10 protein-coding genes and 1 other annotated feature are annotated in these 12,741 nt (G+C 43.8%); of the genes, 5 read left to right on the forward strand and 5 right to left on the reverse strand.

Going from position 1 to position 12,741, the window contains the following annotated elements; all coding sequences use genetic code 11:
• Positions 1 to 326: 326 nt before the first annotated feature.
• Both sltY and trpR read left to right on the forward strand, forming a co-directional pair.
• Positions 327 to 2,273, forward strand: a complete 1,947-nt coding sequence (gene sltY / locus MHO32_RS02055) for a murein transglycosylase (protein WP_239210563.1) — start codon at positions 327 to 329, stop codon at positions 2,271 to 2,273.
• A gap of 13 nt (positions 2,274 to 2,286) precedes the next feature.
• On the forward strand, positions 2,287 to 2,589 hold the full coding sequence (trpR, locus tag MHO32_RS02060) for a trp operon repressor (protein WP_038899366.1): 303 nt from the start codon (positions 2,287 to 2,289) through the stop codon (positions 2,587 to 2,589).
• Between the two features lie 93 nt (positions 2,590 to 2,682).
• Here trpR and yjjX read toward each other — a convergent pair whose 3' ends face one another.
• The 5 genes from yjjX to MHO32_RS02085 all read right to left on the reverse strand — a co-directional run bounded on the left by yjjX (position 2,683) and on the right by MHO32_RS02085 (position 7,684).
• Entirely contained in the window at positions 2,683 to 3,216 is a 534-nt protein-coding gene (gene yjjX / locus MHO32_RS02065) for an inosine/xanthosine triphosphatase (protein ID WP_009697648.1), read from the reverse strand.
• A gap of 24 nt (positions 3,217 to 3,240) precedes the next feature.
• Complete coding sequence (gene pheA, locus MHO32_RS02070; protein ID WP_005447956.1) at positions 3,241 to 4,419, reverse strand: prephenate dehydratase; 1,179 nt, start codon at positions 4,417 to 4,419, stop codon at positions 3,241 to 3,243.
• A 13-nt stretch (positions 4,420 to 4,432) separates the two neighbouring features.
• Positions 4,433 to 4,554, reverse strand: a sequence feature (Phe leader region).
• Between the two features lie 108 nt (positions 4,555 to 4,662).
• On the reverse strand, positions 4,663 to 4,989 hold the full coding sequence (gene hpf / locus MHO32_RS02075; RefSeq protein WP_005447957.1) for a ribosome hibernation-promoting factor, HPF/YfiA family: 327 nt from the start codon (positions 4,987 to 4,989) through the stop codon (positions 4,663 to 4,665).
• 360 nt (positions 4,990 to 5,349) lie between these two features.
• The gene (locus MHO32_RS02080) at positions 5,350 to 6,834 is read right to left on the reverse strand and encodes a lytic transglycosylase F (protein WP_009697650.1); all 1,485 of its coding nucleotides are present in this window, start codon (positions 6,832 to 6,834) and stop codon (positions 5,350 to 5,352) included.
• A gap of 121 nt (positions 6,835 to 6,955) precedes the next feature.
• On the reverse strand, positions 6,956 to 7,684 hold the full coding sequence (locus MHO32_RS02085; protein ID WP_005447960.1) for an outer membrane protein assembly factor BamD: 729 nt from the start codon (positions 7,682 to 7,684) through the stop codon (positions 6,956 to 6,958).
• 136 nt (positions 7,685 to 7,820) lie between these two features.
• Here MHO32_RS02085 and rluD point away from each other — a divergent pair, with 136 nt between their 5' ends.
• From rluD to clpB, 3 genes are all read left to right on the forward strand, one after another.
• A complete protein-coding gene (rluD, locus tag MHO32_RS02090; RefSeq protein WP_005447961.1) occupies positions 7,821 to 8,798 on the forward strand; it encodes a 23S rRNA pseudouridine(1911/1915/1917) synthase RluD in 978 nt (325 codons plus the stop codon).
• A gap of 1 nt (position 8,799) precedes the next feature.
• Complete coding sequence (gene pgeF / locus MHO32_RS02095) at positions 8,800 to 9,528, forward strand: peptidoglycan editing factor PgeF (RefSeq protein ID WP_239210564.1); 729 nt, start codon at positions 8,800 to 8,802, stop codon at positions 9,526 to 9,528.
• A gap of 146 nt (positions 9,529 to 9,674) precedes the next feature.
• Positions 9,675 to 12,248, forward strand: a complete 2,574-nt coding sequence (gene clpB, locus MHO32_RS02100) for an ATP-dependent chaperone ClpB (protein ID WP_005447963.1) — start codon at positions 9,675 to 9,677, stop codon at positions 12,246 to 12,248.
• Positions 12,249 to 12,741 lie beyond the last annotated feature (493 nt).

The following is a 12,741-nucleotide window of genomic DNA, read 5'->3' on the forward strand; positions in this document are numbered from 1 at the left end:
AACTCCTTGAGTTTTGTTACCGCATTGCAAGAAATTCGCCGCTCATGTGATTTCTTCTTCATTGCTGACCGGAAACTCACAACTTTAGGGTATACACTTTTCTTGTTCACCCTTAATTCAATGTGCTGCGATTCATCAGGAAGAATGGATTGTTGGGAATCTATTTGTCTTTAAGGGTTCTAAAGTTTCACGAGTACAACATTTATTACATCAAGTCGCTTTACAATGAGAACTTAATACGGTGTAAATAGATGCATATGCTTTATGACTTACTACGCTTTGTATTCTTCATTAGTAAGGCATGGAGTGATAAACGTCTGAGGAAAATGACGCACATGAGATTCAACGTATCTGAATTGGCTAAAAGAGTATGTTATGCAGCCGCTTTATGTGCGGTTAGCGTATCAGCAAACGCTGCGCTGAGTTTAGAAAAGCAGCGCCAGGTCTATGAACAAGCTCAAGACCTATTAGATAAGAATGACATTGATGGTTACTTATCTATCCGTTCAAAAATCGCCAACTATCCACTGACTCCTTATGTGGATTATCGGGTGTTTCTGAGGCAATTATCGAGTAAGCCTCCACAACAGGTAGACGAATTTATTAAAGACCATGAGGCTTTTCCATTCTCGCGTCGAATTCGTGCCCCTTACTTAGATAACCTTTATCGTCAGAAAGATTGGAAAACCATTACTGAGTTTCAGAGAGTGGAACCAAGTGGTGAGCGCTATCAATGTATTTTTTACGTCGCCCAATTAAATCAAGGCAAACAAGTGGCTGCGTTCAAAGGTGCAGAACACATGTGGTTGCGTGGCAGCAGCATTGCAGATGAGTGTGACCCATTATTCTCTGCGTGGGATAAAGCGGGTGAGCGCTCTGATGAACTTATCTTACAACGCATGTTGCTGGCGTTTGATGCGCGTAACGGTGGTTTATTGAGTTACCTACAAAAACTGCCTAAATCAAGCAAGGCGCAGCAGCAAGCCAAAGCGATGAAGGCACTGTTTGATAAACCAGAAACGGTCGCTGCATTTGCTAAGAAACAACCTGCTAATGATTTCAACCGTGCTCAAAGTGAATTCGCGTTAGAAAAACTAGCGCGTAAGGATACAAAAAAGGCGCAAGACGCTTACGCAATCGTTGTGAAAGGACAGAAGTTTTCACCAGAGAAAGCACAAGCATTAGCTGACTATATTGCGATTCGTTTGATTCGTACCGAGTCAGATTCGTTGGCTCAATGGCGTGATGATAAGACGAGATCGAGTAAGAATTTACCCTTGATTGAAAGCCGCATTCGTTTATCGATTCAAAATGGTGATTGGAAAGGGGTACAGAAGTGGATTGCAGTTTTAAATGAAAAAGAACAAGCGACGCTTCGGTGGCAATACTGGTTAGGACGCAGTGAGATGGCGTTGGGTGATAAAGTCGCGGGCAAACAGCGCTTGGCTAAATTGGCGGGTCAACGGAATTTTTATAGTGTTGCTGCAGCGAATGCGATTGGTCAGTCGATTAAGTATCCATCGAGTAGCGTGAAGCTCGATAAAAAGGTGGTTCAACCTTACCAAAAATCGTTAGTGCGAATTGAAGAGTTGATTGAAACCGACAAAATTGCTGCTGCCAAAAGTGAATGGGCACATTTGCTGCGTCGTGTTGGTAAAGAAGAGAAAAAGATGTTGGCGGCTTATGCTGCTTCTAAACGTTGGCATAATTTAACGGTAACAGCGAGTATTCAAGCTAAAATGTGGGACAACATTCCTCTGCGTTTTCCTGTCGCTCACCGCTGGTGGTTTAATTTCTATGCCGAGAAACATAACATCGATCCTATTACTATGATGTCTTTGGCTCGACAAGAAAGTGCACTGGACTCTGAGGCTCGCTCACCCGTTGGCGCTCGTGGCTTGATGCAAATTATGCCTGCAACCGCGAAGTACACTGCTCGTAAATATAAGCTTAAATACCAAGGCACGGAAGACTTGTACAATGTAGGTAAGAATATTGAAATCGGTAGTCATTACTTACAAGGGTTAATGGAGGATTACGATAATAATCGTATTTTTGCGCTCGCCGCTTATAATGCAGGACCTAACCGAGTAAAAACGTGGCGAGAGCGAACCCAAGGAAAAGTGGACGCTTATTCCTTTATTGAAGCGATTCCGTTTAAAGAGACTCGCGGTTATGTGCAGAACATTTTGATGTTTGAAACGTATTACCGTGACCTTTTAGGTGTCGATGGTGCGTTCTTGACCCCAAATGAGATCAATACCAAGTATTGAGTGAGGTAACTTGATGTCACACGAACCTGAGTACAAAGACTGGCAGCAGATTGTTGAATTGATCCGCTCAAGTGTGGATAACCAGCAACATGAGATGTTGTTGACCATGCTAATGACACCGGATGAGAGAGAATCACTCACCGCACGTGTGAACATTCTGAATGAATTGCTGAAAGGTGAGCTTTCTCAACGTCAAATCAGTCAAATGCTGGGTGTTGGCATAGCAACTATCACTCGCGGCTCAAATGAGTTGAAGTCAAAGTCGGAAATCGATAAGGACAAACTCAAGACGTTGCTCGAGCAAGGTGCTCAGTAAGGTCGTTTGAGTTTCTATATCATAGACAGTAAAAAGGGCGGAAAAACCGCCCTTTTTAATTCGTGTATTATTTAGCCATGAGTCCAAAAGCAGTTATAAATTCGCAGGGAAGTGCTCGGGATTCGTAAATGGAATCAACGCCAGAATCAAAGCTTGATGATACACCGAGCTACGAGTCAGTTGGTTTTGAGTTAGCAACCCAATTGCACCACCTTTCTGTTTGATGTTGTCGGTACCAAACACTTCATCCATCACATCACCAAGTTCATTGGCATATTTAAGCTTCTGTAGTACTTCTGGTGGCAACATCAAGCTTGCAGAGCGAGATTCCCCGCGATGCGTATCAGATTCAATCACCATCCAAGCAAATGTGACTTTCCCTTCAATACCTGCTTCTAAACCGACATAGAAATCGGCATTCGTTATTTCGGCTTTAGCGTTACGAACGCGATTCAGAGCTCCGAGGTGCGTTTCATCATTTGTCATTGGTTGATCTGCGACTTCACTTGGAACGCTGACCCCAATGAATTCAAACTTCTGCTCAGGGAAAGCGCTGTGAAAAGCACTCTCTACGGCTTTGATTTTCGCTGGGTTAAGTGATGCGATAACGACTTTTTGGCCTGCCATGATCTTTTTACCTACGGATGTCTTTTAGCTCAGTTTAACTTGAGTCGGTTTCACGTTCTCACTTGGATAACAACCTAGAACTTTCAAGTGCTTAGTGATTTTAGTTAGCTCATCAATTGCCTGTTGCATTTCGTTCGAACCAAGATGAGATTCAAGGTCAACGTAGAACATTTCTTCCCATGGGTTACCCATGATTGGACGTGATTCTAGTTTGGTCATATTGATGCCGTAACGTTGAAGTACCAATAGCGTTTGAACCAGTGAGCCTGCTTCTTGAGAAGTCGACATGATCAGTGTGGTTTTTGCAGGGATCTGTGTCGATACTTCTACTGGTTTACGCGCAACTACGATAAAGCGTGTGTGGTTTTCGGTTTGGTTTGCGATATTGCCCTGAATCGCTTGTAGACCATAAAGCTTACCGCTTGAAGCATTACCGATTGCCGCTACATCATCACGATTGAGCTCTTGCACTTTTTGCATCGCATCTGCAGTACTTGCACAAGATTCTAGTTTCACGCCTTTCATGCGACTCAGGAACTCGCTGCATTGTTGGTGTGGTTGTGGATGAGAGTAAAGCGTTTTGATGTTCTCAAGACGAATGTCTTTGGTTGCCACCAAGCAATGTTCAATTGGTTGAGTCAGTTCACCAACGATGTACAGCGTTGTGTGTTGCAGTAGGTCGTAGACTTCATTGATCGAGCCTGAACTGGTGTTTTCAATTGGCAGCACACCATAATCAGCATGACCTGATTCGACCGTTTGAGTCACTTCTTTGAAGTGTTCACAGTTGAGTTCAATTAACTCTGTGTTCTTGCGGCTGAAGTATTCGCGACTTGCAAGGTGTGAGTAAGAGCCTTTCGCACCAAGAAAAGCAACACGAGCAAGTGGCTTACGGCTTTGCTGTGGGTTAACAAGGTTTTGTAGGTAGCTTTGTTGAAGAAGGACCGAGTCTTCAATGATGGTATGGAAAAGTTTGGTGATGTACTGAGCGTCGAGTTCGTATTTATCACGACCATTGGTGATCAGTTTTACTAGAAGCTGTTGTTCACGGACGGCATCACGAACAGGTTTCGAAGTTTGAACTTTGCTTTTAGCGACTTCAATGCTGAGCTTACGGCGTTCGGACAGCAGGCTTAATAACTCGTCATCGAGTTCATTCAAACGTAAACGAATTTCTTCCAGGGAAATAGGTTGGTCAGTCATCAATTCTTTCCTTATAAAAAAAGCCCCCCGATTTGGGAGGCTTTCTGTTTGTTTTTGACTTTTCTTTCACAAACGAGTTAGCCCCTCCAACTATGGAAGGAAAAAGAAGTCAAAAAGAAACAGGTTAGTTGAGTGCATAAATAGTGCTTAATTTGTGAGTGTTTAAACACAATAAGCAAGCAGGCGGGGAGCGTCAAGCAAAAAAATAGCGCCTTTCGGCGCTACTTCCTCAATCTGGACGTTTTACTCTTCTTCTTCCACTAGCTCAGGCTTATTCGCACGTCGAGCTTCAGGTTTGTGGGTCAGCTTATTCAGTTGTCGTTCTAGTTTTTGCTCCACTTCATTAATAGCTGCGTAAAGATCTTCGTGAGTTGCTGAGGCGATTAGCTGGCCTTTAGGAACTTTAATAACGGCTTCGAATTTCTTCTGTTTGTTTGGTTCCTCGCTGAATGTTGCTTGGCATCCAATGATGTCTACTTGCCATTTCTCCAGCTTTTTAAATTTGCTCTCAATATGAGCGCGGATTGCAGAGGTGATTTCGATGTTTTTACCAGTAATGTTCATTGTCATAAATGTTTTTCCTCTGTTTCATCCCTCATGGGTTGAGTTCAGATTACCGCTTTGAGGAGAAAAGAATGTGATCTAGATCGCTTTTTTGGATGGGTTTTTCGAGATGAAAAATGAATGTGATCTCACTCAAGAACTGCTGAGATTTATGTGAAAATTGCTTGTTATCGGATTCGAAATCATTAGATTGGATAGAGTACTGAGCTGAAAACTAACCCGTTTTTAGGGGAGTTATACGGCCTGTAATTCTAGTTAGTTAAAAATTAACCAGATCAAAGATGTGAATCAGATCACTCTTAAAGTGCAGAATAAGTTAGATTCAAAAACGCCGCTCAACAAATGAGCGGCGTTTTTGGTTTCTAGCTAGTGTGTTTTCAATTGAGGCGTTTGGCTGACGCTGCGCAATGGCGTCATAAAGACAGGGTCATCAGGCACAAGCAGAACATTATCGAGAGTTTTTGCTAGGTCGAGACTTTCTAACTGTTTGTAGATCACGTAGTAGCGGTTCACATTCGTTACGTACCTGATGGTTTCCCCTAAGCTTCTACGTGTTACGACCTCCACATTATTGAACCATACATTCGGATCGTAACCTTGCTGAGCGGCACGTTTACGCATTCTCTCAATGTTTCCAGGTCCAGCATTGTATGCAGCTAACGTTAAGTAGAGCTTGTTCTCTTTAGTTATGTTGCTATCACTGAAGTAATACCGGCGAAGAAACGCTAAGTATTTCACCCCTGCATGAACGTTGTTCTCTAGATTACGGACATTCTTAATGTTCACATTAGGGTCACTCGCCGTACTCGGTAAGATTTGCATAATACCAACGGCACCACGGCTTGATACTAGACTGTTATCGAACCCTGACTCCTGATAGGCCACCGCTGCGATGAGGAGGTAGTCAAAGTCGTACTTCTCCCCATACTTAGCAAACAGTGATGAGAGCTTTTCAAGCTGAGCAATCTTTTTGGGGTTCAGTGCTTTGTTGAGCCAATTGGTGTTATCGATGTATTTTCCATAAATGACGTTGCCCAGTAGTGTTCCTGACTTGGAAGTTTGGATGAACTTGTTGACCGCTTTTCTTAGCTCCGGGCTGTTGTGGCGCATGGCCCAACCAATTTCACCCCCTTCTCTAATCGGAATCTTGGTGTGTGCTCGGATGTCATCCATAAAGTTCATCCACAGCTTGGCTTTGTGGCTATCAAGTACGATAGCTTTGATATAGCCATTGTTTAGCATTCCTACCAGTTCATAGTCTTGCAGCGTCTCTTCAATAAAGTGCACCACCACTGGTGGTAAGCCTTTTTTATTAAGCTGTTTGTTTAATACCTGAATGCTCTCGAAATAACTTGAACTGGCACGAACCCAAATTTCTTTGCCACTCAGTTGTTCAATCTTCGTCATTGCTGGTGTTTTTTTGTTAGTGATGACCCATTCTTCAATCCCTGTAATAGCAGGATCGCTAAAATCGACCAGCTTCTTGCGTGCATCGGTAATGGTGAGATTGGCAACCACTAAATCCCCTAAACCTTGCTCAAGAGAAGGTAGCAACTCATCGCGTGAAACTGGGATAATTTGAATGTTGAGTTTTGGTTTGAGCTTACGGAGCTCTTTTTCGAAATGAGCCAATAGTTCTGCACCAATGCCTTTTGGTTCTCCACCTTCTATGTAATAGAAACCAAGGTCGGCAGACACTAATACGCGTAAAACATTTTTCTCTTTAATGACATCCAGATCCCCCGTGTAAGGTGGTTGTCTAAGAGGGGAGAGCTCAAGAGAAAAGCTCGATGCTGAGAGTAGAAGCAGCAATCCTATCCATAACTTTGATAATGTCACGTTCACATCCATGTTGATGGTGAAGGAGAACTTTAAGCATAAGTAGCGCTCAAAAAATCATCAAGTTAGCGGGTGGAGCAAAAATAAGAAGGGAAAACAAAACCGCCACAGTTTGAGCTGTGGCGGTTGAGGATTAGTTTGCTGGGTTTAGCTTGATAAGCTCTTCCGTTCTGGCAACGGCGTCATCCAGTTTCAACTGTTTGTAAGCTTCTAGTTGAATCTCAAGCGACTTGCGAGCTGCTTCTGTATCAGGGAAAGTCTTTTGAAGCTCTTGAGAACGGTTAATCGCCGCAATCCAAGCTTCACGACGCAAGTAGAAATCTGCTGTCGCAAGATCGTAGTTTGCAAGACGGTTCTTCAGCGCCACCATGCGTTTCTGTGAATCTTCCGCGTATGGGCTGTTCGGGTAACGCTCTAGCAGTTTTTTGAAATCATCAAATGCTTTCTTAACGGGCTCTGGGTCACGGTCACTGCGATCAACGTTAAATAGGTCATGCATGAAGTTACGATCTTGTGCCATGTGGCTCAAACCACGCATGTACAATACCCAGTCCATTTTTTCATGAGTCGGGTTCAAACGCATAAAGCGAGAAATAGTTGCTAGACCGAGTGCTAGGTCGTCGTTTTTGTAGTACGCGTAGATAAGGTCAAGTTGTACCTGCTCAGAGTAGGCACCAAACGGGTAACGCGAATCCAAAGCTTCTAATTTCTCGATGGCAGAAAGCCAGTTACCGCTTTGCAGAGAAGTTTGCGCGTCTGCATACAGTTCAGAAGGTGGCACATCAGGAACGATTTCTTCTTTGCTTGCACAGCCAAACAGAAGGGATACCGCTAAAAGGCCTGTTAAAGTCTGATGTTTCATATCAGGAGTCTGTTCCTTGAATCTAAATATTTCTTAAGCTGCCGTTACTTTCTTTCCAGTAACAGATACAATGACGTAATAGTCTATTTTTCCACAGTCGTGAGCATTAGTCTCACAGTTTTTAAAAAAGTTCGATATGGCTCAGCAGATTGTTTTAACCAACACCGTAAAAGATAGCCAGTTAGGTCAACGTTTAGACCAAGCTATCGCCGAATTGTTCGCGGACTTCTCTCGTTCTCGCTTGAAAGAGTGGTTGCTTGACGGGAAGGTACAAGTGAATGGTGAAGTTGTCACTAAACCTCGCACCAAAGTAATGGGTGGTGAGGAAATTACCTTGCAAGCCGAGCTGGAAGATGAAGAACGCTGGGAAGCACAAGATATCCCGCTAGATATCGTCTACGAAGATGAAGATATCATCGTAATCAACAAGCCTCGTGATTTTGTTGTACACCCAGGAGCGGGTACACCAGACGGCACAGTACTAAACGCATTGCTGCATCACTACCCAGACATCGCCGAAGTACCTCGTGCAGGTATCGTACACCGTCTAGATAAAGACACCACTGGTCTGATGGTGGTTGCGAAAACTGTTCCGGCACAAACTCGTCTGGTTCGCGCTTTGCAAAAACGTAACATCACCCGTGAGTACGAAGCGATTGCAATCGGTCGTATGACGGCGGGTGGTAAAGTGGATCAGCCAATTGGCCGTCACTCGACTAAGCGTACGCTAATGGCAGTTGCGCCTCTGGGTAAACCGGCGGTAACGCATTACCGTGTTGCAGAGCATTTCCGTGAACACACACGTATCCGTCTTCGTCTAGAAACCGGTCGCACGCACCAAATCCGTGTTCATATGTCTTACCTACAGCATCCGCTACTCGGTGATACTGCTTATGGCGGTCGTGCTCGTATCCCAACAGGTGCATCGGAAGAGCTAACAGCCATGATTCGTGGTTTTGATCGTCAAGCATTGCACGCGGTAATGCTACGTTTCGAACATCCTATCACTGGTGAAGAGCTAGAGTTCCACGCTCCAGTTCCTGATGACATGGTAGAGATGACAGAAGCGCTGCGTAAAGATACAGAAGAGTTCGGTCTACCTGACGAGTTCTAATATGAAGACGATTGTTCCCAATTGGTCCGCGCCGAAAAATGTTAAAGCTTTCGCCTCTACAAGAGTCGGAGGCTTTTCGACTTCGCCATATCAAGGGTTGAACCTTGGTGCGCATGTTGGGGATGATGCGTCTATAGTAGAGAAGAACCGTAATTGGTTGGCGCAACAAGCGAATATGCCAAATGCGCCAATTTGGTTGAATCAAACTCACTCTACTGTGGTAGTTCAGGTTAGCACACCAACAACACAAGTACTTGACGCTGATGGTGTGTTTACTTCTTCAAATAATATTGTCTGTTCTGCGATGACTGCAGATTGTTTACCTGTTCTATTAACCAATACACAGGGCAGCCAAGTGGCAGCCGTGCATGCTGGTTGGCGCGGTTTAGCAAATGGTATTGTTGAAAATGCACTAGCGCTATTTTCTGGTGAAGTAATAGCGTGGCTTGGTCCTGCAATTGGACCTCAAGCATTTGAAGTGGGTGAGGATGTCTTACAATCCTTTTTAGATTTTGACTCTCAAGCGCATCAAGCATTTACACCTCGTAATGTTGAAGGTAAGTGGCTGGCTGATATGTCCAAGCTTGCAACTCAACGTCTTAACAAAGCTGGGGTCACTCAAGTATTTGATTCCGGATTGTGCACTTTCCAAAATAGAGAAGATTTTTACTCATATCGTCGTGATGGTGTGACGGGTAGACAAGCGACTTTTATTTGGATCGAGGACTAACCACTACAACCCAAAAGTACAAAGATGCATAGCTTCATTTTTGCAAAGCTATCTTTATTAGTTCTCTCCCTTGAAATTCCCTCTCTGCGTATCCATCTTTCTAACTGTCAAAAGAATTTTCTTCAGTTGAGGTTAGGAAGGAAGATATGCGTCTTGATAGATTCACAAGCAAGTTTCAAATCGCTATCTCTGATGCTCAGTCACTAGCGTTAGGGCGCGATCATCAATATATCGAACCAGTGCACCTAATGGTGGCATTGCTTGATCAGAACGGTAGCCCAATTCGTCCACTGCTAACAATGTTAGATGTTGACGTGACTCATCTACGCTCTAAATTGAGCGAAATGTTAGATCGACTGCCTAAAGTCAGTGGCATCGGTGGTGATGTTCAGCTGTCTAGCTCTATGGGTACGCTTTTCAATTTGTGTGACAAAGTGGCTCAAAAGCGTCAGGACTCCTACATTTCCTCCGAAGTCTTCTTGCTTGCAGCATTAGAAGACCGTGGTCCACTTGGTCAGTTATTGAAAGAGATGGGCTTGACCGAGCAAAAAGTGAGTCAAGCGATCGAAAAGATCAGAGGTGGCCAAAAGGTTAATGACCCGAATGCGGAAGAACTTCGACAAGCGTTGGAAAAGTTCACCATAGACCTTACTGAACGTGCAGAGCAGGGTAAGTTGGATCCGGTTATTGGTCGTGATGACGAAATTCGTCGTACCATCCAAGTATTGCAACGCCGTACTAAAAACAACCCTGTAATCATTGGTGAACCAGGTGTTGGTAAAACAGCAATCGTAGAAGGTTTGGCTCAGCGCATCATTAATAATGAAGTTCCAGAGGGGCTACGTGGTCGCCGAGTGCTTTCATTAGATATGGGCGCACTTGTTGCGGGCGCGAAGTACCGTGGTGAATTTGAAGAGCGCTTGAAGTCGGTATTGAATGAACTAGCCAAAGAAGAAGGCAACGTCATTCTGTTTATTGATGAGCTTCATACTATGGTTGGTGCAGGTAAAGGTGAAGGCTCTATGGATGCCGGTAACATGCTAAAACCAGCGCTGGCTCGTGGTGAACTTCATTGTGTGGGCGCTACAACACTAGATGAATACCGTCAGTATATAGAGAAAGATGCTGCGCTTGAGCGTCGTTTCCAAAAAGTGCTGGTGGATGAGCCAAGTGTTGAGGATACCATTGCAATTCTGCGTGGTTTAAAAGAACGCTATGAGCTTCACCATCACGTAGAAATTACAGATCCGGCGATTGTTGCGGCGGCTAGCTTGTCGCATCGTTATGTTTCTGATCGTCAACTACCCGACAAAGCGATCGATTTAATTGATGAAGCCGCTTCTAGTATTCGTCTACAAATTGACTCTAAACCAGAGTCGCTAGACAAACTTGAGCGCAAAATCATTCAACTGAAAATCGAACAGCAAGCGCTGAGCAACGAGCATGATGAAGCGAGTGAAAAACGTTTGGATGTGCTTAACGATGAGTTGAACGAGAAAGAGCGTGAGTATGCAGAGCTTGAAGAAGTGTGGAATGCTGAAAAAGCAGCGCTATCAGGTACGCAACATATTAAAGGTGAGTTAGAACAAGCTCGTATGGATATGGACTTTGCTCGTCGTGCTGGTGACTTAAACCGTATGTCTGAGCTGCAGTATGGACGTATTCCTGAATTAGAAAAGCAATTAGACCTAGCAACTCAAGCAGAAATGCAAGAGATGACGCTACTGCGTAATAAGGTTACTGACAATGAAATTGCAGAAGTGCTTTCTAAGCAGACGGGTATTCCTGTTTCAAAAATGCTTGAAGCAGAAAAAGAGAAATTACTCCGTATGGAAGATGTTCTGCATAAACGTGTCATTGGCCAGGCTGAAGCGGTTGAGGTGGTATCGAATGCTATCCGTCGTAGCCGAGCTGGTTTATCCGATCCAAATAAACCAATTGGTTCCTTCTTATTCTTAGGTCCAACAGGCGTAGGTAAAACAGAGCTGTGTAAGACACTCGCTAGCTTCATGTTTGATAGTGAAGATGCCATGGTACGTATCGATATGTCAGAGTTCATGGAGAAACACTCTGTGGCAAGGCTGGTTGGTGCGCCTCCGGGTTATGTCGGCTATGAAGAGGGGGGCTACTTAACTGAAGCGGTTCGTCGTAAACCTTATTCCGTCATCTTATTAGATGAAGTAGAAAAGGCTCACCCTGATGTGTTCAATATTCTACTGCAAGTATTAGATGACGGACGCTTAACTGACGGACAAGGTCGTACGGTGGATTTCCGTAACACGGTCGTCATTATGACATCGAACCTAGGTTCGGCTCGTATTCAAGAGAACTTTGCTACTCTGGATTACCAAGGAATCAAGAATGAGGTGATGGATGTTGTAAGCAAACACTTCCGTCCGGAATTCTTAAACCGTGTTGATGAAAGTGTCGTCTTCCACCCACTAGGTCAAGAACACATTAAATCTATTGCGTCTATTCAACTAGAACGTTTGGCTAAACGTTTAGAAGAAAAAGGCTACCAATTTGAGGTATCTGATAAAGCCCTCGATTTGATCGCCCAAGTTGGCTTCGACCCAGTATATGGTGCACGACCTTTAAAACGTGCAATTCAACAGAATGTAGAAAACCCATTAGCGAAGTCGATTTTGGCTGGAGAGATATTACCAGACAAGAAAGTACAGCTGATTGTTAGCAATGACCAAATCATTGCTCATCAATAATTGCATTGATGCACTGAAAAGTGGGATAAAGTTCAAACTTTAGGGGGCGATAGCCCCCTTTTTAATACACTTTTATTGAGTTTTGTTTGTTTTCTATACGAACGAACTAAAAAGCCAAGTTTTTTTGAAAAATAGGCTTGTGTTCCTTAGGGAACTCCCTATAATGCGCCTCCGTTGTCACGGGAAAGCAAGCTAAGCGAAACCAAGATGACAAGGTCAGTGAGTTAGAAGTTAACTCACAGAGAAATAACTTAAAAAAGTGTTTGACACGGCAAGTTATCTCGCTAAAATGACCGTCCACTTTGAAGAGAACTTCAAAGTCTGCTCTTTAAAAATAAGAACCTATCAATCTGTGTGGGCACTCGTTGATGATAATCCAATTAGAAGCTTCGGCTTCAAATTAGGTTTCAATGAAACGAAGTGACCAATCAAGTCTTCGGACTTGGCACAGTCAATTCATTATCGTTCTGTTGGAACGATAATAGCTTTAAAA

Source organism: Vibrio sp. MMH1-50 (assembly GCF_022347645.1).
Lineage (GTDB): Bacteria > Pseudomonadota > Gammaproteobacteria > Enterobacterales > Vibrionaceae > Vibrio > Vibrio harveyi.

Excerpts from the sequence above, each read along its gene's own strand:
- sltY (WP_239210563.1), top strand. The coding sequence starts at position 327 with ATGACGCACATGAGATTCAACGTATCTGAATTGGCTAAAAGAGTATGT.
- trpR (WP_038899366.1), top strand. The coding sequence starts at position 2,287 with ATGTCACACGAACCTGAGTACAAAGACTGGCAGCAGATTGTTGAATTG.
- yjjX (WP_009697648.1), bottom strand. The coding sequence starts at position 3,216 with ATGGCAGGCCAAAAAGTCGTTATCGCATCACTTAACCCAGCGAAAATC.
- pheA (WP_005447956.1), bottom strand. The coding sequence starts at position 4,419 with ATGACTGACCAACCTATTTCCCTGGAAGAAATTCGTTTACGTTTGAAT.
- hpf (WP_005447957.1), bottom strand. The coding sequence starts at position 4,989 with ATGACAATGAACATTACTGGTAAAAACATCGAAATCACCTCTGCAATC.
- MHO32_RS02080 (WP_009697650.1), bottom strand. The coding sequence starts at position 6,834 with ATGGATGTGAACGTGACATTATCAAAGTTATGGATAGGATTGCTGCTT.
- MHO32_RS02085 (WP_005447960.1), bottom strand. The coding sequence starts at position 7,684 with ATGAAACATCAGACTTTAACAGGCCTTTTAGCGGTATCCCTTCTGTTT.
- rluD (WP_005447961.1), top strand. The coding sequence starts at position 7,821 with ATGGCTCAGCAGATTGTTTTAACCAACACCGTAAAAGATAGCCAGTTA.
- pgeF (WP_239210564.1), top strand. The coding sequence starts at position 8,800 with ATGAAGACGATTGTTCCCAATTGGTCCGCGCCGAAAAATGTTAAAGCT.
- clpB (WP_005447963.1), top strand. The coding sequence starts at position 9,675 with ATGCGTCTTGATAGATTCACAAGCAAGTTTCAAATCGCTATCTCTGAT.